At 67.0% G+C, this 22,158-nt stretch carries 20 protein-coding genes; 10 read left to right on the forward strand and 10 right to left on the reverse strand.

The features are described 5' to 3' along the window. Window positions 1–18 precede the first annotated feature (18 nt). Both N5C25_RS08515 and N5C25_RS08520 read left to right on the forward strand, forming a co-directional pair. Window positions 19–1,557, forward strand: a complete 1,539-nt coding sequence (locus N5C25_RS08515; protein ID WP_279936786.1) for a TerC family protein — start codon at window positions 19–21, stop codon at window positions 1,555–1,557. A 104-nt stretch (window positions 1,558–1,661) separates the two neighbouring features. Then, on the forward strand, window positions 1,662–2,798 hold the full coding sequence (locus N5C25_RS08520; RefSeq protein ID WP_279936787.1) for a metallophosphoesterase: 1,137 nt from the start codon (window positions 1,662–1,664) through the stop codon (window positions 2,796–2,798). A 135-nt stretch (window positions 2,799–2,933) separates the two neighbouring features. Here the strand turns inward: N5C25_RS08520 and N5C25_RS08525 are convergent, their stop codons facing one another. The 5 genes from N5C25_RS08525 to N5C25_RS08545 form a co-directional block, all read right to left on the reverse strand. Continuing rightward, complete coding sequence (locus tag N5C25_RS08525; RefSeq protein WP_279936788.1) at window positions 2,934–3,572, reverse strand: ferric reductase-like transmembrane domain-containing protein; 639 nt, start codon at window positions 3,570–3,572, stop codon at window positions 2,934–2,936. 14 nt (window positions 3,573–3,586) lie between these two features. Next, window positions 3,587–4,357 carry a putative DNA-binding domain-containing protein gene (locus N5C25_RS08530; protein WP_279936789.1) on the reverse strand — a complete coding sequence of 257 codons (771 nt, stop codon included), beginning with the start codon at window positions 4,355–4,357 and terminating at the stop codon, window positions 3,587–3,589. Then, entirely contained in the window at window positions 4,350–5,195 is an 846-nt protein-coding gene (locus N5C25_RS08535; RefSeq protein WP_279936790.1) for a DUF692 domain-containing protein, read from the reverse strand. Before N5C25_RS08535 ends, N5C25_RS08530 begins: the two co-directional genes overlap by 8 nt. Window positions 5,196–5,251: 56 nt before the next feature. Next, window positions 5,252–5,728 (reverse strand): EF-hand domain-containing protein, encoded by a 477-nt coding sequence (locus N5C25_RS08540; RefSeq protein WP_058980829.1) that lies wholly within the window; start codon window positions 5,726–5,728, stop codon window positions 5,252–5,254. 95 nt (window positions 5,729–5,823) lie between these two features. After that, window positions 5,824–6,468 carry a DoxX family protein gene (locus tag N5C25_RS08545; RefSeq protein ID WP_019659348.1) on the reverse strand — a complete coding sequence of 215 codons (645 nt, stop codon included), beginning with the start codon at window positions 6,466–6,468 and terminating at the stop codon, window positions 5,824–5,826. Between the two features lie 342 nt (window positions 6,469–6,810). Between N5C25_RS08545 and N5C25_RS08550 the strand changes: the two genes are divergently transcribed. The 5 genes from N5C25_RS08550 (at window position 6,811) to N5C25_RS08570 (ending at window position 11,700) form a co-directional block, all read left to right on the forward strand. Beyond that, window positions 6,811–7,599, forward strand: coding sequence for an alpha/beta hydrolase (locus N5C25_RS08550; protein WP_279936791.1), 789 nt, complete (start codon window positions 6,811–6,813; stop codon window positions 7,597–7,599). A gap of 3 nt (window positions 7,600–7,602) precedes the next feature. After that, a complete protein-coding gene (locus N5C25_RS08555; RefSeq protein ID WP_279936792.1) occupies window positions 7,603–8,148 on the forward strand; it encodes a redoxin family protein in 546 nt (181 codons plus the stop codon). A 57-nt stretch (window positions 8,149–8,205) separates the two neighbouring features. Then, window positions 8,206–8,946, forward strand: coding sequence for a response regulator (locus tag N5C25_RS08560; RefSeq protein WP_279936793.1), 741 nt, complete (start codon window positions 8,206–8,208; stop codon window positions 8,944–8,946). Then, on the forward strand, window positions 8,943–10,256 hold the full coding sequence (locus N5C25_RS08565; protein WP_279936794.1) for a HAMP domain-containing sensor histidine kinase: 1,314 nt from the start codon (window positions 8,943–8,945) through the stop codon (window positions 10,254–10,256). Before N5C25_RS08560 ends, N5C25_RS08565 begins: the two co-directional genes overlap by 4 nt. Before the next feature lie 184 nt (window positions 10,257–10,440). Continuing rightward, window positions 10,441–11,700: an MFS transporter gene (locus N5C25_RS08570; protein WP_111098253.1), complete on the forward strand. Its 1,260-nt coding sequence runs from the start codon at window positions 10,441–10,443 to the stop codon at window positions 11,698–11,700. Window positions 11,701–11,704: 4 nt separating this feature from the next. On the opposite strand, the gene N5C25_RS08575 is transcribed toward N5C25_RS08570, so the two are convergent. After that, the gene (locus N5C25_RS08575) at window positions 11,705–12,652 is read right to left on the reverse strand and encodes a nucleoside hydrolase (RefSeq protein ID WP_279936795.1); all 948 of its coding nucleotides are present in this window, start codon (window positions 12,650–12,652) and stop codon (window positions 11,705–11,707) included. A 151-nt stretch (window positions 12,653–12,803) separates the two neighbouring features. On the opposite strand from N5C25_RS08575, the gene N5C25_RS08580 reads away from it, so the two are divergent. Continuing rightward, a complete protein-coding gene (locus N5C25_RS08580) occupies window positions 12,804–13,130 on the forward strand; it encodes a hypothetical protein (protein ID WP_279936796.1) in 327 nt (108 codons plus the stop codon). 126 nt (window positions 13,131–13,256) lie between these two features. On the opposite strand, the gene N5C25_RS08585 is transcribed toward N5C25_RS08580, so the two are convergent. The 4 genes from N5C25_RS08585 to N5C25_RS08600 all read right to left on the reverse strand — a co-directional run bounded on the left by N5C25_RS08585 (window position 13,257) and on the right by N5C25_RS08600 (window position 19,212). Next, window positions 13,257–15,449, reverse strand: a complete 2,193-nt coding sequence (locus N5C25_RS08585) for a TonB-dependent siderophore receptor (RefSeq protein ID WP_279936797.1) — start codon at window positions 15,447–15,449, stop codon at window positions 13,257–13,259. Window positions 15,450–15,772: 323 nt separating this feature from the next. Next, a complete protein-coding gene (gene mqo / locus N5C25_RS08590) occupies window positions 15,773–17,461 on the reverse strand; it encodes a malate dehydrogenase (quinone) (RefSeq protein ID WP_279936798.1) in 1,689 nt (562 codons plus the stop codon). A gap of 229 nt (window positions 17,462–17,690) precedes the next feature. Continuing rightward, on the reverse strand, window positions 17,691–18,137 hold the full coding sequence (locus tag N5C25_RS08595) for a GNAT family N-acetyltransferase (protein ID WP_005412603.1): 447 nt from the start codon (window positions 18,135–18,137) through the stop codon (window positions 17,691–17,693). A gap of 169 nt (window positions 18,138–18,306) precedes the next feature. Then, the gene (locus tag N5C25_RS08600) at window positions 18,307–19,212 is read right to left on the reverse strand and encodes a LysR family transcriptional regulator ArgP (protein WP_006424060.1); all 906 of its coding nucleotides are present in this window, start codon (window positions 19,210–19,212) and stop codon (window positions 18,307–18,309) included. 138 nt (window positions 19,213–19,350) lie between these two features. Here N5C25_RS08600 and N5C25_RS08605 point away from each other — a divergent pair, with 138 nt between their 5' ends. After that, window positions 19,351–19,986, forward strand: coding sequence for a LysE family transporter (locus N5C25_RS08605; RefSeq protein ID WP_279936804.1), 636 nt, complete (start codon window positions 19,351–19,353; stop codon window positions 19,984–19,986). A gap of 167 nt (window positions 19,987–20,153) precedes the next feature. Beyond that, entirely contained in the window at window positions 20,154–22,136 is a 1,983-nt protein-coding gene (locus N5C25_RS08610; protein WP_279936799.1) for a S9 family peptidase, read from the forward strand. Window positions 22,137–22,158 lie beyond the last annotated feature (22 nt).

Here is a 22,158-nt window from a genome sequence, read left to right on the forward strand (position 1 = left end):
TGACGAAACGGACCTGAAATGGAATGGTTGGCTGACCCCTCGATCTGGATGGGCCTTGCAACCCTGGTCGTGCTGGAGATCGTTCTCGGCATCGACAACCTGGTGTTCATCGCGATCCTTGCCGACAAGCTACCGCCGCACCAGCGCGACCGCGCGCGGGTGATCGGCCTGGCGCTGGCCTTGCTGATGCGGCTGGTGCTGTTGGCCGCACTGGCCTGGATCATGAAACTGACCGAGCCGCTGCTGACGCTGTTCGACCACAGCTTCTCCGGGCGTGACCTGATCCTGTTGGGCGGTGGCCTGTTCCTGCTGTTCAAGGGCACCATGGAGCTGCACGAACGGCTGGAAGGCCGCGAACACCACGAGGATGGCAAGAAGGTCTACGCCAGCTTCGCAATGGTGGTGGCACAGATCGTGGTGCTCGACGCGGTGTTCTCGCTGGACTCGGTGATCACCGCGGTGGGCATGGTCGACAACCTGGGCGTGATGTATGCCGCCGTGACCATCGCGATGGCGCTGATGCTGTTGGCCAGCAAGCCGCTGACGCGCTTCGTCAACAAGCATCCCACGGTGGTGGTGCTGTGCCTGGGCTTCCTGCTGATGATCGGTTTCAGCCTGGTGGCCGAAGGACTGGGCTACAAGATCCCCAAGGGCTACCTGTACGCGGCGATCGCCTTCTCGATCCTGGTCGAGGCGTTCAACCAGTGGGTGCGTTTCAACCGCGAGCGCAACGAGCGCCGCCTGCCGTTCCGCCAGCGCACCGCCGATGCCGTGCTGCGCATGCTGGGCGCGCGCCCGGCCAATGGTCACGACGATGAAGGGGGGGACGGGCAGGTGGACGCTGAAGAGCGCTTGCAGCCGGCCGAACACGAGATGATCCGCAGCGTGCTGGGCCTGGCCGATCGCCCGGTGTCGAGCGTGATGACGGTGCGTGCCGACGTGCAGTGGATCGACCTGGCGCGTGGGCAGGAGGATGTGGTGGCACGCCTGGTGGCGTCGCCGCACACCCGCCTGCTGGTGGGTGAGGGTGACTTGGACAGCCTGCGTGGCGTGGTGCAGAGCCGCGACCTGCTGGCCGACCTGCTGCAGGGGAGGCCGCTGCAGTTGGAGGGCAACCTGCGCGAGCCGCAGTACGTGCTGTCCAGTGCCAGCGCGCTGCAGGCGCTGGAACTGATCCGCCAGCACCCGGTGCCGTTGGCGGTGGCGGTGGACGAGTACGGCAGCGTGGAAGGCCTGGTGACCGCCAACGACCTGCTGGCGGCCATTGCCGGTGACCTGGTCGATACCCAGGACGAGCGCTATGGCGTGGTCGCGCAGGGCGAGGACCAATGGGAGGCCGACGGTGCGCTGACTCTGGACGACCTGCAGCGGCTGGCCGGCGTATCGCTGCCGCGCAGTGCCGACTACATGACCATCTCCGGGCTGGTGCTGGAGCAGTTGGGTCGGCTGCCGGACATCGGCGATGTGCTGGAGGTGGCCGGCGTGCGCATCACTGTGCTTGCGATGGAGAAGCGCCGCATTGCCCGCCTGCGGTTGGAGCGTCTGGGGCATCCGTAGCGTCGAGCCATGCTTGACGGCTTCCTGAGTAGCCGAGCATGGGCTCGGCGCTACACAACGCCGCGCGCAGCCGTCACCATGGCGGCCCCCACTTTCCCTCCCGGATGGTTGCAGTGCTGAGTACGATCGGTTTGTTGATGGGCCTGTATGTGGCCTGGCGCCTGTTCTGGCCGCTGCGCATGCCCCCCTGGCAGAAGGTCGTACTGTCGCTGCTGCTGGTGGGCGTAGCCGTGCAGCTGCGTATCGTGGCGACCTTCTGGGGCACGATGGCGTCGCCGGAAATTCCGAAAATGGCGATCGCCGCGCTGGCTACCGGCTCCACGGCGGTGTTGCTGTTGGCGTTGCTGATGCTGGCGATGGATGCGGGCCTGCTCGCGTCCCGCCTGCTGCGCTGGCCACGTGCGGTAGCCGCATTGCGCACGCGGCGCTTGCGGCCGGCGGCCGGCGTGCTGGCGCTGCTGGTCAGTGGTTATGGTGTCAGCCAGGGCATGGCGGTGCCTCATGCCCGGCAGATCGAGGTGAGCATTGCCGGGCTGCCAGCGGCGTTCGACGGCTATCGCGTGCTGCAGCTGACCGACATCCATGCCAGCCGTCTGCTGACCGGCGACTGGGTGCGTAGAGTGGTGGCCGAGAGCAACGCGCTGAAGCCGGACCTGATCGTGATCACCGGCGATCTGATCGATGGCAGCGTCGAGGCCCGTCGCGACGACGCGCGTCCGTTGGCCGATCTGCAGGCGCCGGACGGCGTCATTGCCATCACCGGCAACCACGAGTACTACGCGCAGTACCAGGCATGGATGCAGGCGTTCCGCGCGCTGCACATGCAGGTGCTGGAGAACAGCCACCTGCAGGTGCGACGCGGTGATGCGGCGCTGACCATCGCTGGTGTCACCGACCCGGTGGCGGCGCGTTATGGCCTGCCGCTGCCGGATCTGGACGCCGCCTTGGCCGGCGCCGATCCCACCGCGCCCGTGATCCTGCTCGATCACCGCCCGCGTAATGCACGCTCGGCAGCAGCGCGCGGCGTCAAACTGCAGCTGTCCGGGCATACCCACGGCGGGCAGATCATCGGCATGGACCAATTGGTGAAGCGGGCCAATGGTGGCTTCGTCTCCGGCCGCTACGACGTGGATGGGATGACCCTGTACGTGAGCAATGGCGCTGGCCTGTGGGCCGGATTCCCCGCGCGCATCGGGGTGTCCTCGGAAATCACCCTGATCACGCTGCGCCGCGCCCCGTGACCTGAAGTGGGGCATATCCCTTTCCGCAGGGAATTCGCTGCCTATCGTGCTGGGATCCCTCTGTAGAGCCGAGCCCATGCTCGGCTGAGCCAGGGGCAGCCGAGCATGGGCTCGGCTCTACAGGTAACCGCCTCCTCAAGAACTCCGCAGCGGTGGCCGCGCATGCGCATTGCGCCGCAGCGACTGCGCCCGCTTGGCGATCGCACGCACCACGACAGCGGTGAAGAGCAACGCGGAGGGTGCCGCGTACCAGAAGTTGCCGGGCACGCGCTTGAAGTACGAATAGGTGAACACTGCGGCGATGATCCACATGCCGGTCACGTGCAGGCGACGCCACACGGTGGGGCCCATGCGGCGGGCGATGCCACGATGCGAGGTGATGGCCAGGGCGAGGATGGCTACATAGCCGATCGTGCCCGGCAGGTTGGCCAGGGCCGAGCGTGCCGGCCAGAACGCGGGGTTGAGGATGCCGAAGGCGGTGATCGCCACCGCATGCAGCAGGTGCGAGAACGCGAATGACAGGCCGATGATGCGCCGCTCGCGCAACATGTGCTGGGTGAACGGGCCGGGCAGCAGGCTGGCGAACGACGATGCGGTGAACGCTGCCAGGAACAGCAGGAACGATGTGCGGGCAGTGACCCGGATCGCGGCTCGGCTGCCTTCGGCTGCATCGGGATACAGGGCGAAGGCCGCCAGCGCGACGGCGATCAGGACCACAGCCATGGTCACGAAAAGGCGCCAGCCGTGCAGGAAAGAAGTGTTGGAAGCAGCCATGATCAAACCTCGAATCAGACAGGGGTAGTGCCGGCCGCTGGCCGGCAGTCGCAGAACCCGGCCAGCGTGACCAGCACGCCGGCCGCGCATAGTTCGCCCAGCAAGGGCGTGGCCACCACGCGCAGTTCGTCGGCGGCCACGCCATGCGCATCGGCCAGTGCGTTCAGCGCGTCATCCACGTGGGTACCGTCATCAGCGAAGGCCGACAGCAGCGCATACGCCAGTGGTGCCAGTTCCTCGACCTGCAGCTGGTAGTCCGCCAGGCGGCGCAGCAGCAGAAGCGTCGGCTCGCTGGCGGCGGCATCGTCCAGCGCGGCGTCCTCATGCACCGGCCACCGGTAGCCCAGTACCCGCACCAGCGGCGACAGCGCCAGCACATCGCTGCCCGCCGGCATGGACTGCAATGAATGCCCGGCATCACGTGCCTCGATGTGCAGCGTCTGCTGCGTGCTTTCGTAATGCGCCAGTTCCGCTGCCCAGCCCGGCAGCGCCAGCGTGTCCTGCCCCGCCAGCCAGGCCGCGAACTCGCCCGCGATCCGTGGGAACAACGGCGTGCGGCAGGCGTGCCTCGCGTAGTAGTGCTCGACGGTGTTGCGCCAGCAGGCATCGCCCAGCTGCGACTTCAGCCGCGGCAGGCTGCCCGCCAGCAGGCTGTCCAGACTGTCAATGCACAGGCGGCGGTAGACCGCCATCCGCCGCGCCTCGATGCCATCGGGTGCGGTCTTTGCAGGGTCGCGCACATGATCGGCCCAGCGCCGTTGCACGATGGCCAGCGACTCAGCCATGGGCCACCTCCTGCCAACGTGCCTCAACCTGCGCCTGGCGGATCTGCCCGACCTCGGCCAGCAATTCGGCAAGCGGGGGGAAGTTGAAGTCGCGTTCGAGCAGCGTGGGGCGCACGCCCACCCGCATGTAGGCCTCGCGCAACAGCGCCCAGACCACGCCTTTCACCGGCGCCCCATGGGTATCGATCTTGAAGCCGTCGTCTTCATCGAAGTGGCCCGCTACGTGCAGCGAGGCGACACGGTGGGACGGCACGCGAGCCAGGAATTCGAAGGCGTCGTAACCGTTGTTGCAGGCATTGACGAAGACGTTGTTGACGTCCAGCAGGAGGTCGCAGTCGGCTTCGGCGAGCACGGCGTTGATGAAGTCGATCTCGCTCATGTCCGCGCCGGCAACGGCGTAGTAGGAAATGTTCTCCACGGCGATGCGTCGGCCCAGCATGTCCTGCACCTGGGCGATACGGCCGGCGACATGGTGAACGGCCTCGGCGGTGAACGGCAGTGGCAGCAGGTCGTAGACATGGCCACCGGCGGCGCAGTAGCTCAGGTGTTCGCTGTACAGCTGTACCTGGTGCAGGTCGAGGAAGGCACGGGTCTGTGCCAGCAGGGTGCGGTCCAGCGGATCAGGACCGCCCAGCGACAGCGACAGGCCGTGGCAGGTCAAGGGGTGGCGCTCGCTGAGTTGGCGCAGCGCGGCGCCGTGTGCACCGCCGACGCCGATCCAGTTGTCGGGGGAAACTTCGAGGAAGTCGATGGCACTGGCCGGCATTGCCAGCAGTTCATCGATCAGTCCACGACGCAGGCCAAGACCGGCGGCATTGGAGGGCAGGGGCAGGGACATGGCGGATGCTCCAGAAGGAGGGCGCCGCCCTGGAGGCGGCGCCGGGTGAACGTCGATCAATCGGCAACGCGGGAGAACAGGCCCTTCGGCATCGGCTTGCCGTTGGCGGTGTAGACGCTGCGCAGGTAGTCGTGCGCTTCCTGCTCGCTGATGTAACCGTCGTGGTCGGTGTCGATGCGGTCGAACTCGGCGGCACGCTTGGCGGCCACAGCGTTGAATTCGGCACGCGAGACCTTGCCGTCGTGGTCGCGATCAGTGCGGGCAAACGAGGCGTCGCCGCACTTGCCTTCGCCACACTGGCCCTCGGCCACCTTGGCCTTGCCGGCGGGCTTGCTGGAGGCGGTCTTGTTGGCCCCGCACTTGCCTTCACCGCACTTGCCTTCGGCGGCGGCGCTCATGGCCACCGCGCTGATCGCCAGCGGCTGGATCGCCGCGGCCTGGCCGGCCAGCAGCAGGCCACCGGCCAGGGCGATGCCGATGGCACCGATGCGCGGCAGGCGAGAGGAAGAGGTGTTCTTGGTCGAGATGGACATGGTGGTGACTCCTTGGGAAAGCACGCGGGGCGTGCGGGATGGACGCCGCCGAAGAGGCGACGGAAAGCGAAACGCGCGGGAACAGGGGAGTCGGCTCAGGCGGCGCGGCGACAGCGCAGCAGATGGCCCAGCAGCAGCACACCGCCGAGCAGGGCACCGCCGAAGCCGATGCCGGGCAACAGCGCGGCAACCGGCAGCAGCAGGGCGATCAGGCTGACGCCCCAACCCAGGCCGTCATTGCCTGCCGTGGCACGGCCGGGGCCGGCCAGCAGCCGGTCCACGCTGAGTGCGCCACCGCCGTTGAGGATCAGTGGCAGCAGCATGGCCAGGAACAGCAACGGCAGCTTGAAGTTGCCGTAGCCCTGGTCCGTGATCGCATAGCCCTGCCAGAGTTCACCCAGGCCGTTCCATTGGTCGGGCCAGTGCACGGCGGCGATGGCAACGATGGTGAGTACCCAGAACACGTAGGCCACCGAGCGCGTGGCCAGGCCGAGCAGCAGCATCACTGCACCCACCAGTTCCAGCCACGTGGCCAGCTGCCAGTTCAGCGACGCGGGCAGTGTGGAGAACGGGAACGGGAAGCGGCCTTCCAAGTCGGCGAACCAGTTCTGGCCGCCCAGCTTCTCGCGGCCGGATTCAAAGAACTCCCAGGCCAGCAGGGTGCGCAGCGCCAACGGCGAGAGCCAGCGGCCGACGGCGTCCAGGCGGGGCGTATACACGGAAGAAGCGGTGCTGATCATGGTGGTGTCCTGCGGGCCAGTGGTCGATGGAAGCCATTCCAGGCGGCGCAGGTATCGGCAACGTGTGCCGTTGCCCGGGGTTTTGTCAGCGACTGTGGCCGCGGCCGGGGTTTCGTACAGTCAGATACAAAGACGATGCGCTGATGCGCATCGGGGCGTTGCGCGCCCGCGTGCGGGCAGCGATATCCACCCGAAAGCGCCCGGCCAGGACCGGCGCGCGAATGTATCCCACTGTAGAAACCCGCCTGCGCCCTACAGTCCGGTACAACTCCGCGCTGCGGAGAAACAGCGCCGATACACCGGCAGGCGGAAATGGCCACTCCCAACTCCGGAGTGCCCCCCATGATCCGTACCTGCTTGCTGGCCGCCGCTCTCGCCCTCGCCGCCGCCCCTGCCTTCGCTGCCCAGGCCGATACCGTTGCACCACCCACCGTCATCCTGGTGCACGGCGCCTTTGCCGATGGCTCCAGCTGGAGCAAGGTCATCAGCACCCTGCATGACTGGAAGCTGCCGACGGTGGCAGTACAGAATCCGCTCACCTCGTTGGCCGACGATGTTGCCGCCACCCGTCGCGCGATTGCCGCCGCGCCCGGCAAGGTGGTACTGGTCGGCCACAGCTGGGGTGGCACGGTCATCACCGAAGCAGGAAATGACCCGAAGGTGCAGGCGCTGGTGTACGTGGCCGCGTTCGCACCGGATGCAGGACAGTCTTCGGCGCAACAGGGCGAGGGTTTCCCAGTTGGCCCGGGCCTGGCCCGACTGCAGGAAAGGGATGGCTACCTGACGTTGCCGGCTGATGCCGTCGCCCAGGACTTCGCGCCGGACGTGATGAAAAAGTCGGCCGCACTGCTGTACAGCACGCAGGTCCCGTTGAAGGCCAGTGCGCTTGGCGAGCGGGTGAGCGTTGCGGCGTGGCGCAGCAAGCCGAGCTGGTACGTGCTCAGCCGCGATGACCGCATGTTGTCGCCGCAGCTGCAGGCCGCCACCGCCAAGCGCATCGGTGCACAGCTGCAATCGATCGGCAGCAGCCATGTGTCGCTGCTTTCGCATCCGGCGCAGGTGGCCGACAGCATCCTGGAAGCGGCGGGAGTGAAGCCGGCCGAATTGCCGCTGGCCGAGCAGGGGGGCTGAACGATGGCCGCCCTGCGTGTGTATGCGCTGCCGTTGCTGCTGAGCCTGCTGGGTGGGGCTGCGCTACTGATGGCCTGGCCCAGCCCGGAGGCCGACGCGCAGCCGGCACAGGCCGTTCCCGCCGCCGGGTTCGACGGTGGCGGGCCCTGGCACAACAGCCCACCGCTCACACTGAAGCAGTTGCGGGGGCAGGTGGTGCTGGTCGAGTTCTGGACCTACACCTGCAGCAACTGCCTCAACGTGGCGCCGTATGTTCACCGGTGGCATGCACGCTACGCGCCGCAGGGTCTGAGGGTGATCGGCGTGCATACGCCGGAGTTTGCCCATGAAGGGCTGCCCGGCAACGTGCGCAAGGCCATCGCACGGTTGGACATCACCTGGCCGGTGGTGCAGGACAACCAATACCGGATCTGGAACGCCTGGCGCAACCGCTTCTGGCCCGCACTGTACCTGCTCGACCGGCAGGGGCGGGTGGTCTACCGCCATTACGGCGAGGGCGAACACGCACGTACCGAAAGCGAGATCCAGCGCCTGCTGGCCAGCCCCTGAGCCGCGCTACCATGGCCGCGCAGCGCGGCCCTGACCTCCATCTTCATCGAGAACGCAATGAACCATGTACCGCACATCCTGGTCGTCGACGATGACAGCGAGATCCGCCAGATGCTGGCCGACTACCTCCAGCGCAACGGCCTGCGCGTGAGCCAGGCCGACGGTGGCCGGGCCATGCGGGCGCTGATGGATACCCATGCCGTGGATCTGGTGGTGCTGGACGTGATGATGCCGGGCGAGGACGGACTGAGCCTGTGCCGCAACCTGCGCGCCGGCAAGCATCGGGCGGTACCGGTGGTGCTGCTGACCGCGCGCGACGACGAGACCGACCGCATCATCGGCCTTGAAATGGGCGCCGACGACTACGTGACCAAGCCCTTTTCTTCGCGCGAGCTACTGGCACGCATCAATGCGGTGATCCGTCGCACGCAGATGCTGCCGCCGAACCTGCAGGTAAGCGAAGCCGGCCGCCAGTTGGCCTTCGGCGAGTGGCGCCTGGATACCACCGTCCGCCACCTGCTGGATGCACAGGGCACCGCGTATCCGCTCAGCGGCGCCGAGTTCCGCCTGTTGCGCGTGTTCCTCGATCACGCCAATCGGGTGCTCAGCCGCGACCAGCTGCTCAGCCTCACCCAGGGCCGTGATGCCGAACTGTTTGATCGCTCGATCGACCTGCCGGTCAGCCGCGTGCGCCAGCGCCTGGGTGATGACGCGCGCGAGCCGACCTACATCAAGACCGTGCGCAGCGAAGGGTATGTGTTCAGCCTGCCGGTGCAATTGCTGGGGCCGGACGAATGAACACCGCCGCACGTCGTCCACGCTGGCCGCGCACGCTGTCGGCGCGTCTGCTGCTGGTGCTGCTGGGCGGACTGGCCCTGGCCCACGCACTGTCCTTCGGCCTGCTGTTCTTCGAACGCTACCAGTCCACCCGCAGCATGATGCTGCGCAACCTCGACGAGGATGTGGCAGTGAGCGTCGCGCTGCTGGAAAATTTGCCTGCGGAGCAGCGTGAGGCCTGGGTGCCGCGGCTGGAGCGGCGCACCTACCGCTATCTGCTGCGCCCGGCCGCGGCCGGACCAGGGCTGCAGACCGATCGTGCACGCCAGGTCACGGCGATCATCGACGACAGCCTGCAGCACCGCTATCCGTTGCAGGCGCGCCAGGTGGCTCGCCTGCCGGAGCGGTTCGAGGTGGAACTGCGCCTGCACGACGGCACACCCTTGACCATTGAAGTCACCCCGTCGGGCCTGCCGCTGGCACGTTGGCTGCCCGCCGTGCTGCTGCTGCAGCTGGCGCTGCTGCTGGTGTGCGCGTGGCTGGCGGTGCGTCTGGCCCTGCGCCCGCTGCAGCAGTTGTCGCATGCGGTGGAGCATCTGCAGCCGGGCAAGGACGGGCCTGCATTGCCTGAAGATGGCCCTGCGGAAGTAGGCGGCGCAGCAGCCGCACTCAATGCCCTGCAGGCACGCATTCGTGGCCATGTCAGTGAACGCCTGCAGATCCTGGCCGCGATCTCGCATGACCTGCAGACCCCCATCACGCGCATGAAGCTTCGGGTGGAGACCCTGCCTGAAGACAGCACCCAGCAGCGCCTGCTGGCCGACCTCGATCACCTTGGGCAGCTGGTGCGTGAGGGCGTGGCCTATGCGCGCAGCAGCCACGTTGCCGCTGGCGCGCCGGTGTCGATGGACCTGGGCGCGTTCCTCGCCAGTGTGGTCGGCGACTACGAGGACATGGGCAAGCCGGTCACTGGCGGTGCGCCCGCTGGACTGGTCGTGCAGACCTGGCCGCAGCCGCTGCGCCGCGTGGTCGGCAATCTGGTCGACAACGCATTGCGCTACGCCGGCGCCGCCGAGATCGAGGCGGGCCGCGATACGGCCGGAAGGGTGTGGATCAGCATTTCCGACCGTGGCCCCGGCATTCCCGAGGACCAGCTGCAGGCAGTGCTGGCACCGTTCCACCGGCTGGAGAGCTCGCGCAACCGCGATACCGGAGGGACCGGTCTGGGACTGGCCATCGCGGTGCAGCTGGCGCAGTCGCTGGGTGGTTCGCTGAGGTTGCACAACCGCGAGGGTGGCGGGCTGCGGGCGGAACTGCAGCTGCCGGGCTGAGTTGCCCGGCCTTGTGTTCCAGCAAGGATGCTTCTGCTTCGGCCCTGGCGGTGAGCGCTTCACCGGTCATGAAACCCAGTGCATCCACGCAGTCGACAGCCGATGACCGGCATTTCACCCCGTCCATGCCACGCTGCGCGGAACCTGCCCAACCGGGACCGAGGCTGTTGAAGGCGAACACGCAATGACTGCGGCGCGGCAGCGCTCGATGTGGGTGGCGGGCCTGTCCACGGTGGTGGAGTGGTACGACTTCACCCTGTACCTGTACTTCGCCACGGTGCTGTCGCGGGTGTTCTTCGGCGGTGGCGAGCAGGCGTTGCTGGTGACCTTGGCTGGCTTCGCGGTGTCCTACCTGATGCGTCCGCTGGGCGCGCTGTGCTTCGGCCACCTGGGCGACCGCCTGGGCCGGCGCTGGATGCTGCTGGCTTCGATGGCGTTGATGGCAGCGGCGATGCTGGCCACTGCACTGCTGCCGACAGCGGCCACGGCCGGTACGACGGCCGGCGTGCTGCTGCTGATCCTGCGCTGCGTGATGGCGTTTTCGGTGGGCGGTGAGTACACCGGGGTGGTGGCGTACCTGTTGGAAAGCGCACCGGCGCGACGACGTGGCCTGGTGACCTCGCTGGCCTCGGCCGCCAGCGAAGTGGGCGCCCTGCTGGCGGTAGCGATCTCTGCACTTACCGTCGCGCTGCTGCCCACACCGCAGCTGGACAGCTGGGGCTGGCGGATTCCGTTCTTCGTTGGGGCTGCGCTCGCGCTGGTGATCCTGGTTGCGCGTTCGGGCATGCACGAGTCGCCGGAGTTCGAGCGCCAGCGGCGCGAGGGCAGCATCCCGGCCACGCCACTTCGGCACGTGCTGCGCCACCACCCGCTGGCGGTGGCGCGCACCTTTGCGATCTCCGCCTTGGGCTCGATCACCTACTACGTGGGCATCACCTATGTACCGGCGTTCCTGCACGCACGGGGGCATGATGAAGGCGATGCGCTGTGGTTGTCGACGATCGCGGCGGTGGCGGTCATTGCGATCACGCCGCTGTGCGGCGCGTTGTCCGACCGCTTCGGACGACGGCCGATGCTGTTGGGTTTGACCGTGCTGGCAGCGCTGCTGCCGCTGTCCCTGTTTGCGTGGATGGCGCAGGCGACCGCACTGGGCATCGCGCTGGCGGCGGTAGTGCTGGCCTGCGTGGCCGGTGGCATCAGCGCGGTTGCGGCGCCGGCCACGGCCGAGCAGTTCCCCGGCGAAGGCAGGGTCAGCGGGCTGGCACTGGGGGTAACCATGGCCACTGCATTCTTCGGTGGCGCAACGCCGTGGCTGGCGCAATGGTGGGTGGAGCGCAGCGGCTGGGCAGCGGCGCCGGGCGCGATGATCGCGTTGGTGGCGGTGCTGGTGCTGCCGGTGCTGTGGACCCTGCCCGAGACGGTCCCGGGCAGGGCCAGGCGCTAGCGGGTCAGACCTTCAGGGTCTGCTCGATGTCGGCCAGCACCGCGGCCGCATCCACGCCGATGGCAATCGACTGCACCACGTGGCCGTCCCACACGCTCGGGCCGAAGGCCAGGCCTTCCGGCTTGGGAATGGTCATGCCGCGGGCAACGCCGTCGGTGGCCACGCGCACGCTGGCGCGCTCGAACTGGAACAGCTCCGGGCGGGTCAGCGCGATGCAGGCGCAGCAGTCGTGCACGACCATGCCCTTGTGGCCGGCCTGCAGGTAGAAGTCGACGTAGTCCTGTGACAGTGCACGGACCAGCTCGGCGTCGGCACCGCCGATGGCGGCCAGCGTGTCCAGGCCGTCACGGTCCATTTCCACGCGGGTGGTGACGTCTAGGCCGATGGCGGTCACCGGCCAGCTGGCGGTGAACACCACGTCGGCCGCTTCGGCATCGCCCCAGATATTGGCCTCCGCAGCCGGGGTGATGTTGCCGTTGACGTGGAAGGCGCCACCCATGATCACCACGCCGCGTACCAGGCCGGCGATATCCGGCGCCTGCTGCAGGGCCAGCGCGAGGTTGGTCATGCGGCCGACCGCGACCAGGGTCACTTCGCCCGGATGGGCGCGGACCAGGTCGATGATCAGCTGGTGGGCGGGGCGGGTGTCGGCGGCCACGTCCAGTTCGGCCGGCACCGGGTAGTTGCCCAGTCCGTTGTGGCCATGGATGTGGACCGGCCAGGCTTCCGGGGTGGCTTCCGGCTGCAGCGGGCTACCGGCGCCGCGCGCGACCGGGGCGGCAAAGCCCCAGGCCTGCTTCAGGTACAGCGCGTTGTGCGTGGTTGAGTCCACCGAGGCATTGCCGAAGGTGGTGGTGACGCCGATCAGATCGATCTGGGCGTGCTTGTGCAGGTACAGCAGGGCCAAGGCGTCGTCGACGCCCGGGTCGGTATCGAAAATGACTTTCAGCATGTTCTTGTTCTTCTTCTTCCGTGTGGTGCGAGGGGCGCCGGCGGCCTGGAAGCAGGCCGGCGCGCCCCACATTGTCCCATCTTCATGACAGGCAGGGCCATTGCCGGGGCAGCAGGCCATAATGCCCCCAATCCGAGCACGGAGTCGCCGAATGCTGATCGCCGCCCTTCTGCTGGTCCTGCTGGTGCTGGGCCTGAACGCCGTGGCTACCGTGGTGATCGCCAAGCGTGATGGCCTGTCGACGGGCGGCCGGACGGTGCAGCTGCTGATGGTCTGGCTGCTTCCCCTGGTCGGGGCCATCGTGTGCCTGGCGGTGGCCACGGCCGACGGCTCCGGGATCCGGGGCGACAACAGTCCCGGCAGTGGCTACGATCATCCGGGCGGCCATTCCGGCGACAACTACAGCCATCACAGCCACAGCAGCTTCGACTGCAGCAGCGACGGTGGCAGCGGTGACGGCGGCAGCTGCGGCGATTGAGGTCCCTGCAGCGTCGAGCCATGCTCGACTGCCCTTCGCTCCAAAGCCGCGACGCCTGATCGAAAAGCAGTCGAGCATGGCTCGACGCTACAAGGTGCCGGGCACAGCCGGCCACCCCTGCCTGCCTCAGAACTTCCAGCGCAGGCTGGCCGACACGAAGCGCGGCTCGCCGTAGTTGTTGTAGTCCAGGTTCGCCCAGTAGCTCTTGTCCAGCGCGTTGCGCACGCTCAGCGTCGCCGTCCAGTTGTCGCTGATGCGGTAGTTGGCGTTGAACTGCACCAGCATGTAGGCCGGCTGGTTCACCGTGACCGTGCCGCCCAGCGGGTAGGCGATGTTGTTGCCCTGCACCTTGCTCTGCCACTGCAGGCCGCCGCCAACGCTCAGGCGTTCCAGCGTGCCGCGCAGCTGCAGTTGGGTGTTGAGCTGCAACAGATCCTTCGGCGGATTGGCGTACAGCAGGTCAGTGGCCGCGCGGGTGACCTTGACGTGGGTGTAGCCGGCATTGACCGTCCAGCCCGGCAGGATCTCGCCGTTGACGTCCATCTCCCAGCCGCGCGCCTTGGTGCCGTTGACGCCGATGTAGGCCGAGGTGCCATCGCTGAGCGAACCCTCCGGCACGCCCATGTCGCGCACCGCGTAGTTGTCCTGCTTGGCCTCGAACACCGCCGCATTGGCGGTCAGGCGGCCATCGAACCACTGCGTCTTGATGCCCGCTTCCAGGTTGGAGCCCTGTACCGGCGCCAGCAGGTTCTCGTTGCGGTCCTTGTAGTTCTGTGGATTGAAGATCTCGGTGTAGCTGGCATAGGCCGACACGTTCGGGGTGATCTCGTAGACCAGGCCCACGTACGGAGTGACTTCATCGCTCACCTTGTACGCACCGCTGGTGCCGGTATAGGCACCGGCAGCGTTGTACGAGCGGCTGAGCGTTTCCCACCGGCTCAGGCGTGCACCGGCGATCAGCGACAGCGGATCGGCCAGGTGCACGCGGGTAGCCAGATAGACGCCGCTCTGCGTGGTCTTCGCTACACGGCGTGCGCCGGTGCGGGTGTAGGTCACCTCGGAAATGTCGCCGTTCCAGGAGTACACGTTGGGAATGTAGTAGCAGCGCTCACGCCCGCAGGTGGCCCAGTCGCCCGGGAAGTTCAGCGCGACGGTGTTCGTGGTCCCTTCCAGATCCGACCACTGGGCGCCGACCGTGAGGTCGTGGTCGCGGCCGAACAGCGGGAAGCTGCCGGTCAGGTAAGCATCGACATTGCGGCGGGTGTCTTTCGAATCACCGGCGGCGGCACGCAGGTAGATGCCCGATCCGGTCACCGGGTCCGGGTTGCCGGTGCCGTACAGGCGCACGTTCTGCACGTTGCCGCGGGTGTAGGCCGTGTTGATCTTCAACAGCCAGTTGTCGCCGAAACGCTGTTCCAGGTTGGCGAAGGCGGTGTTGCTCTCGCGCTTCCAGTAGCTCCATTTCGGCGACAGGTTGGTCGAGCGCGGCAGGTGCGCGAAATTGCCCTGGCTGTCGAAGAACGGCACGGTGCCCCAGGTCGAGCCGGTCGGGTTGTTGTCCTGGGTCTGGTAGCCGAGGGTGAGCGTGGTGCTGTCGCTGACGTCGCCTTCCAGTACCGCCATGCCGGCCATCTTGTTCTCGTCGTAGCGGTCGTAGTACAGGCCACGATCGGTATAGGCGGCGACCACGCGGCTGCGGAAGCGGCCGTCATCGGTCAGCGGCGCAGTCACGTCCGCTTCCATGCGGCGATAGTCCCAGCTGCCCGCGCTGACCGCGAACGAGGCATCGAATTCCTCGCCCGGACGCTTGCGCAGCAGGTTGACCGTGGCCGACGGCACGCCAGCGCCACTGAGCAGGCCGTTGGCACCGCGGATCACTTCGATGCGGTCGTAGAAGGCGGTGTCGTATTCCTGGTTGGTGGACCCGCTGTAGGTGGGGATGCCGTCGACCTGGAAGTCGGTGATGGCGAAGCCGCGCGCGTAGTACAGCGGGCGCTGCGTGTCATAGAAGGACACGCTGACGCCGGTCACGTTGCGCATCACGTCATTGATGCTGAACAGCGATTCGTCCTGCAGGCGCTGCAGGCTGATCGCAGTGGCCGACTGCGGGGTTTCCTGCAGGGTGATCGGCAGGCGCGTGGTGCTGGCCGGCGGAGCGGACTGCTCGGCTCGCACGCTGACCCGGTCCAGGGTCTTGGCATCGGCTGAGCCGTCGGCGGCAGCAAACGCGCTGGGCGCCGCCAGCAGGGTCAACGACGAAAGCAGGGCAGCCGGCAGCAGCGCGCGGCGGGGCAGGCGGTTACGCAGGGTCAAGGACATGGTGGGCTCGATGCTTGGAAGCGGGGAAGGGTGGCGACAGTCGTCCAGTACCCGGGGCGGCGGCTTCGGGCACATCAGGTCCATCTGGGAGGGCGCGGTCACTGCGCAGGGCGCAAATGTAAATAATTCTTAACAACATTACAATTCGTATCAGTGCGCATGGGCGTCCAGGCGCCGGGCACGGCCGTCTGTAGAGCCGAGCCCATGCTCGGCTGCTTTTGGCTGGAGCCGAGCATGCGCTCGGCTCTACACCAGGGAGCCGCCCAAAAACGAACGGCCACCCGAAGGTGGCCGTCCGTCTGCATCGAAAGGAACGTGCGGGCTTACAGCGCCTGCAGTTCCTCATTGGCGTTGCGCTTTTCCTTGGCCTGCGCAGGCGCCGTGGCCGCAGCGGGCGATGCCGCGTTCGCATCCACCGGCACCTCCAGATACGGCAGGTGCAGGGTCTGGCTGGTCAGCGTGCGGATCTCGTTGACCAGCGCCGCACTGTCGTTGAGCTTGCGCCCATACGACGGCACGATCTCGCGCAGGCGGGTTTCCCAGCCGGCCTTCATCTGCTCCGGGAAGGCCTTGGCCATCAGGTCCAGCATGATCGGCGGCGAGGTCGACGCACCCGGCGACGCGCCGAGCAGGGCGGCAAGGGTGTGGTCCTTGTCGGTCACGATCTCGGTGCCGAACTGCAGCACCGCGCCCTTCAGCGGATCACGCTTGATGATCTGCACGCGCTGGCCGGCGGTGATCAACTTCCAGTCACCCGGCTTGGCATTGGGGAAGTACTTGACCAGCTCGGCCTGGCGGTCCGCATCGTTCAGGCGCGCCTGGCCCATCAGGTACTGCACCAGGTCCAGGTTGTCCTTGCCCACTTCCAGCATCGGGCCGACGTTGTTGTGGGTGACCGAGGAATACAGGTCCCACCACGAGCCGTGCTTGAGGAACTTGGTGCTGTACAGCGCGAACGGCCCGAACAGCACCACCGGCTTGCCGTCCAGCTTGCGCGCATCCAGGTGCGGCACCGACATCGGCGGCGAACCGGTCTCGGCCATGCCGTAGGCCTTCACGCCATGGCGCGAGGTCACGTCCTGGCCCTGGAAGGCGAGGAACTGGCCACCGACCGGGAAGCCGGCATAGTCCTTCGACTCCGGAATGCCCGACATCTGCAGCAGCTTGAGCGCGGCGCCACCGGCACCGATGAACACGAAGCGGGCGTGGGTGGTGGTCTCGGTGCCGGCCTTGAGATCCTTCACCGTCACGTTCCAGCTCTTGTCGGCGTTCTGCCGCAGCGCGGTCACTTCATGGTTCAGGTGCAGGCTGAAGTTCGGGCTGCGTTGCAGGCCGGCGGTCAGCTGGCGGGTGATCACGCCGAAATTGACGTCGGTGCCCAGCGGCATCCAGGTCGCGGCAACCTTCTGCTTCGGGTCACGGCCTTCCATCAGCAGCGGGGCCCACTGCTTGATCTGGGCCGGATCCTCGGAGTACTGCATGCCGTAGAACAGCGGATTCTTCACCAGGGCCTGCTGGCGCTTGTGCAGGTAGGCGATGTTGTCATCGCCCCAGACGAAGCTCATGTGCGGGGTCGGGTTGATGAAGTCGCTGGGCTGGCTCAGCCGGCCTTCCTTCACCTGGTGCGACCAGAACTGGCGCGAGACTTCGAACGACTCGGCGATGCCGACCGCGCGCTTGGTCTCGATGCTGCCATCGGGCAGCTCCGGGGTGTAGTTCAGTTCGGCGAAGGCCGAATGGCCGGTGCCGGCGTTGTTCCAGCCATCGGAGCTTTCACCGGCGACGCCATCGAGGCGTTCGTAGACCTGGATGTTCCAGTCCGGCTGCAGTTCCTGCAGGTAGGTGGCCAGGGTGATGCTCATGATGCCGGCGCCGACCAGCACAACGTCGACGGGCTTGTCGTTGCTGGCGGCGGGCACCGAGCGCTGGGTCAGCGGCCAGTACAGGAACAGCGCGGCGGCCAGCAACAGCAGCACGAGCAGGGCGAGAAGAGCCTTGCCAAATTTCTTCATGGGGGCGGGATCGTTTGGCGGAGGGGAAGGGGTCAGGATGCGCGTGGGGCAGGGAAAGGGCGTGAAGAAACAACGCCTTGCAGCATCCAAGTGCGATTCTAACCGGAACTGGTCCGTTTTTGATGCAACGCAGCATCCGGCGTTTCGCGCCATCCTCACCCGGTAGCACCGGGTGATACCGGCGAACGAAGCCTTGCCAGTGTCAGGCCATCCCTGGCGACAGCTTCACTCAGACCAGCTCAAGAATCTCGTCACCGGCCTCATCAATCTCGCCGGTCGGGCGCCAGCCCAGGCGCCGGTAGAAGCCATGCGAGCGCGAGCGTGGGTCGGCCGAACAGGCCAGGAACAGGCGTTGGTGGCCGGCATCGCGGGTCAGGCTGACCACGTCCTGCAGCAGCTGGCGACCGATGCCGCGGCCTTCATACTCGGGCAGCAGGGCCAGCACCAGCACCTCGCCGCTGTCGCGGTCGGCGAAGCAGTAGCCGGCCATGCGCTCGCCCTCCCAAGCGACGCGGCCGATCGAATCGCCCTGGGCGATGCCGGCCGCCCAGCTGTCCTCGGTGATGCCCAGCTCTGCCAACTGCGCGGCGCTGAAGGCGTTTTCGCGGGTGCGCCCGCGCAGGTCGATGCAGGCGGCGGCATCTTCGGGGCGCGCATCGCGCACGGCTATCGGCATACCGGACATCCTTGTAGTGATTGGCCCGCCAGTATCCGCATCACGCATGGACCCGGTGTGGAGGGTTGATGGAGATTGGATGGAGCAAAAAGGGGACGGAGGGGATCAAGTTGTCTTTGTCCGATGTGTCGCTTGGGCCTTATACGACTTAATCCCCTCCGTCCCCTTTTCAGCGCTTGCGCCGGATCAGCGCCGAGGAGGCATCCAGTACCGCGCGGGTGAGCAGGGCCATGGTCTGCACGTCACCCTTCCAGTGCTGCCAGTACAGCGGCACGTCTTCCCACGCGCGCTGGCGCACGTAGACCAGTCGCCCGGCGTCCAGATGCCGCTTGACCAAGGGCAGGGGGTTCATGGTCCAGCCCATGCCGCCCAGGTTGGCCTGCACGAAGGCGCGGGTGGACGGAATCCACCAGGTCGGCGCGGTGCTGGGCAGGTCGTCGCCCGCCATGCGCCGGGCGAAGCGCGACTGCATTTCGTCCTTGCGGTTGAATACCAGCACCGGGGCCTGCGCCAGCGCCTGCGCGGTTACGCCCTTGGCGAAATGGCGCTCGCGGAACTCGGGGGTACAGGTCGCCGCGTAGCGGATGCTGCCCAGCGCGTGGATCTGGCAGCCCTGCACCGGCTCATCCAGGGTGGTCACCGCGCCCAGCACCGTGCCCTGGCGCAGCAGTTCGACGGTGTGGTCCTGGTCTTCCACGCGCAGGTCCAGGGTGGTGCCGGTGCTCTGCGCGAACTGCGAGGCGGCCTGCGGGAACCAGGTCTCCAGGCTGTCGTGGTTCACCGCCACCGGGATGCTTGCCTGGGGCAGGTCCTCGTCGGCCAGGCCCATACGGTGCAGGGCATCGTGTTCGAGCAGGGCGGTCTGTTCAGCCAGCTGCACCAGCACTTGGCCCTCGGCGGTGGCGGTGGCTGGAGTGCCGCGCTTGACCAGCAGGCGGCCGACCCGGTCCTCCAGTGCCTTGACCCGCTGCGAGATGGCCGAGGGCGTGACATTCAGCGACTGCGCGGCGCGGTCGAAGCTGCCTTCGCGGATCACCGCGGCCAGGGCGCGCAGCTGGGCATGATCGATACGCATCGAATTAAGCTCCGCTAATGTTGGTTTAGGAAGTTTAGCTCGTCTTTTTCATGTTGCGGCGCGACAATGGCGCCCGTTCCGGTGCTGTCCGCCTTCGCGAGGCACCGTCCCCCCAAGCAAGTTAAGGCAGTGAATCCCATGTTCTCGGTCATCTCCGCCAGCGCCGGCCTCGGTGCCTGGTTCTCTGGTGCAGCTACCGGCATCGGCCTGTTCGCCGTGGTCGGCGCCCAGAGCGCCTTCATCCTGCGCCAGGGCATCCTGCGCAAGCACATCGTGCCGGTGGTCGCCACCTGCGCGGCCATCGATGCCATCTTCATCTTCGCCAGCGTGGCCGGCCTGCGCACGCTCACCTCGGCGCTGCCGTGGCTGACCAGCGCCGTGCTGTGGACCGGTGTCGCGTTCCTGGCCTGGTATGCGATGAAGTCGGCACGACGTGCAATCGCCGGGGGCGGTGGCATGGGCGAGGCCGACAGCGACGACGGCAGCCGCCGCGCGGTGCTGATGGCCGCGGTCGGCTTCTCGCTGATCAACCCGCACTTCTGGCTGGACATGATGGTGATCGGTTCGATCGCCGAGAACTTCGGCAACGCCCGCATGGCCTTCGCTGCCGGTGTGGTCACCGCCAGTTGCCTGTGGCTGACCGCGCAGGGCCTGGGCGCGCGCCTGCTGGCGCCGCTGTTCACCAAGCCCAGCACCTGGCGCGTGCTCGACGGCACCATCGCGGTGATCCTCAGCATCCTGGCCCTCACGTTGGCGGTGCGCGGGGTCCACTGACCCGGCGCACGCCCCCCGAACCCACGTCCTGACTCTCTCTCCAAGGTAGTGGTAACGACGGCACCGGCAACGGTGCCTTCGTTTTTTCTGCCGATGTGGCGCGGCAAACGGTCACGTGCCTAGAATCGTGCATCCGGACAGGGTGTCCGGTTTTCCATGGGGGAAGGATGCGCAGGATTGTGCTGGCTGTACTGCTGGGAGCGGTTGTGGGCGGAGCATCGGCGGCGACGCTGGACCTGGATCGCTATCTGCGGCAGGAGTCGTTTACCGACATCAAGATTTCACCGGGGGGCGAGTACATCGCCGCGACGGTTCCGCTGGAGGCCGGGACCGCATTGGCGATCTACCGCATTGCCGACATGAAGATGGTGGGCAGCTTCCGCCCGCCCCGCAACGATCACGCCCACACCTTCGACTGGGTCAGCAACGAGCGGCTTCTGGTCGGCATGGCACAGAAGTTCGGGGTGCTGGAGCGGCCGACGCCGACTGGCGAATTGTTCGGCATCAATGCCAATGGCAAGGGCGGCGAGCTGCTGGTGGGTTACCGGGTTGCCGACCAGAGCCTGGGTACCAACATCAAGGTCAAGCCGGCGGGCCTGGTGGCCGCGTACCTCAGTGATGAACTCAAGGACGACGACCGCAACGCACTGGTGACGGTAATCCCGCTGGTCGGCAGTTCGCATGCACAGGTCGAGCGCATGGACGTGATCACCGGTCGCCGCAATGCGGTGGCACGGGCTCCCATTCCCGATGCGGACTTCACGACCGATGAGCAGGGCGAGGTGCGGTTCGCGCGCGCTGTCGTTACCGACGGCACGCAGAAGCTCTATTACCGCACGGGCAGCAACAGCGACTGGATCCTGCTCAACGATGAATCCCTGAGCAAGCGCATCGAGCTGCCGCTCGGCTTTTCGGCCGATGGTCGCCTGGCGTACCTGCAGGTCGAGCAGGTAGACGGGCCTGACGCCATTGTGAGCTGGGATCCGCACAGCAATGAGCGACGCACCTTGCTGCGCGATGGGACGGCCGACCCTGCACGCATCATCCGGCGCCCCGGCAGCCGCGTACCGGTCGGGGCGCTGTTCCTTGGCAGTGCACCGCGAACGGCATTCTTCGATGATGCCTCGGACGAAGCCCGCCTTTACCGCAGCCTCGAAGCGGGCCTGGGCGGAGCGGTCTACATCACCTCCAGCACGCGCGATGGCAGGACGGTGCTGGTGGAAACCTGGTCAGGCAGCAACCCAGGCGATTTCTATCTCTATGACACGGTGGCCAAGAGTGCTCGGCACCTGATCAGCCGCAGCGACTGGATCGACCCTGCGCTGGCCGCGCAGGTGCGTCCGATCAGCCTGAAGGCGCGTGACGGGCGTCCGCTGCATGGTTTCCTTACCGTCCCGCATGGCCACGAGGCCGGTGCGCTGCCGATGGTAGTGGTGCCACACGGAGGCCCGATCGGCGTTGCCGACGATGGCACCTACGACACCGAGGCACAGATGCTGGCGGCGGCAGGCTATGCGGTGTTGCAGGTGAATTTCCGCGGATCTTCCGGCTATGGCCGGGCCCACATGCAGGCTGCGCGCAAGCAATGGGGGCTGTCGATGCAGGATGACGTCACCGATGCCACGCGGTGGGCGATCGACCAGGGCGTGGCCGACAAGAACCGCATCTGCATCTACGGGGCCAGTTACGGTGCCTATGCGGCGATGATGGGAGCAGTGCGCGAACCAGGCCTCTACCAGTGCGCGGCCGGCTACGTCGGCATCTACGATCTGCCGTTGATGTACGCCCGCGGAGATATCCAGAGTGATGAGTCAGGCCTGGCCTACCTGCGCAACTGGCTGGGATCGCCCAAGGATCTGGCAGAGCGTTCCCCGGTGAATCTGGCTGCGCAGGTACGGGTGCCGGTATTCCTGGCCGCAGGTGGCCAGGACCAGCGTGCGCCGATCGTGCACAGCGAACGCATGGAAGCGGCATTGAAGAAGGCGGGTTCGCCGGTGGAAACCCTGTACGTCAGGAACGAAGGGCATGGCTTCTATTCGCCTGCCAACCAACGCACGTACTACAGCAGGTTGCTGGCCTTCCTCTCGCGCAGCCTGGGGGGACAGGTGGCCGCGCAGGCCGCGCCTGCGGAAAAGAGCAGCGCGCCCTGAGCACGCCGGGAGCGGCGGATGA

This window comes from Stenotrophomonas sp. GD03958, assembly GCF_029839005.1.
GTDB classification, from domain to species: Bacteria; Pseudomonadota; Gammaproteobacteria; order Xanthomonadales; family Xanthomonadaceae; genus Stenotrophomonas; species Stenotrophomonas hibiscicola.

Coding starts and splice junctions, on each gene's coding strand:
- N5C25_RS08515 (WP_279936786.1), top strand. CDS start 19: ATGGAATGGTTGGCTGACCCCTCGATCTGGATGGGCCTTGCAACCCTG.
- N5C25_RS08520 (WP_279936787.1), top strand. CDS start 1,662: ATGGTTGCAGTGCTGAGTACGATCGGTTTGTTGATGGGCCTGTATGTG.
- N5C25_RS08525 (WP_279936788.1), bottom strand. CDS start 3,572: ATGGCTGCTTCCAACACTTCTTTCCTGCACGGCTGGCGCCTTTTCGTG.
- N5C25_RS08530 (WP_279936789.1), bottom strand. CDS start 4,357: ATGGCTGAGTCGCTGGCCATCGTGCAACGGCGCTGGGCCGATCATGTG.
- N5C25_RS08535 (WP_279936790.1), bottom strand. CDS start 5,195: ATGTCCCTGCCCCTGCCCTCCAATGCCGCCGGTCTTGGCCTGCGTCGT.
- N5C25_RS08540 (WP_058980829.1), bottom strand. CDS start 5,728: ATGTCCATCTCGACCAAGAACACCTCTTCCTCTCGCCTGCCGCGCATC.
- N5C25_RS08545 (WP_019659348.1), bottom strand. CDS start 6,468: ATGATCAGCACCGCTTCTTCCGTGTATACGCCCCGCCTGGACGCCGTC.
- N5C25_RS08550 (WP_279936791.1), top strand. CDS start 6,811: ATGATCCGTACCTGCTTGCTGGCCGCCGCTCTCGCCCTCGCCGCCGCC.
- N5C25_RS08555 (WP_279936792.1), top strand. CDS start 7,603: ATGGCCGCCCTGCGTGTGTATGCGCTGCCGTTGCTGCTGAGCCTGCTG.
- N5C25_RS08560 (WP_279936793.1), top strand. CDS start 8,206: ATGAACCATGTACCGCACATCCTGGTCGTCGACGATGACAGCGAGATC.
- N5C25_RS08565 (WP_279936794.1), top strand. CDS start 8,943: ATGAACACCGCCGCACGTCGTCCACGCTGGCCGCGCACGCTGTCGGCG.
- N5C25_RS08570 (WP_111098253.1), top strand. CDS start 10,441: ATGACTGCGGCGCGGCAGCGCTCGATGTGGGTGGCGGGCCTGTCCACG.
- N5C25_RS08575 (WP_279936795.1), bottom strand. CDS start 12,652: ATGCTGAAAGTCATTTTCGATACCGACCCGGGCGTCGACGACGCCTTG.
- N5C25_RS08580 (WP_279936796.1), top strand. CDS start 12,804: ATGCTGATCGCCGCCCTTCTGCTGGTCCTGCTGGTGCTGGGCCTGAAC.
- N5C25_RS08585 (WP_279936797.1), bottom strand. CDS start 15,449: ATGTCCTTGACCCTGCGTAACCGCCTGCCCCGCCGCGCGCTGCTGCCG.
- mqo (WP_279936798.1), bottom strand. CDS start 17,461: ATGAAGAAATTTGGCAAGGCTCTTCTCGCCCTGCTCGTGCTGCTGTTG.
- N5C25_RS08595 (WP_005412603.1), bottom strand. CDS start 18,137: ATGCCGATAGCCGTGCGCGATGCGCGCCCCGAAGATGCCGCCGCCTGC.
- N5C25_RS08600 (WP_006424060.1), bottom strand. CDS start 19,212: ATGCGTATCGATCATGCCCAGCTGCGCGCCCTGGCCGCGGTGATCCGC.
- N5C25_RS08605 (WP_279936804.1), top strand. CDS start 19,351: ATGTTCTCGGTCATCTCCGCCAGCGCCGGCCTCGGTGCCTGGTTCTCT.
- N5C25_RS08610 (WP_279936799.1), top strand. CDS start 20,154: ATGCGCAGGATTGTGCTGGCTGTACTGCTGGGAGCGGTTGTGGGCGGA.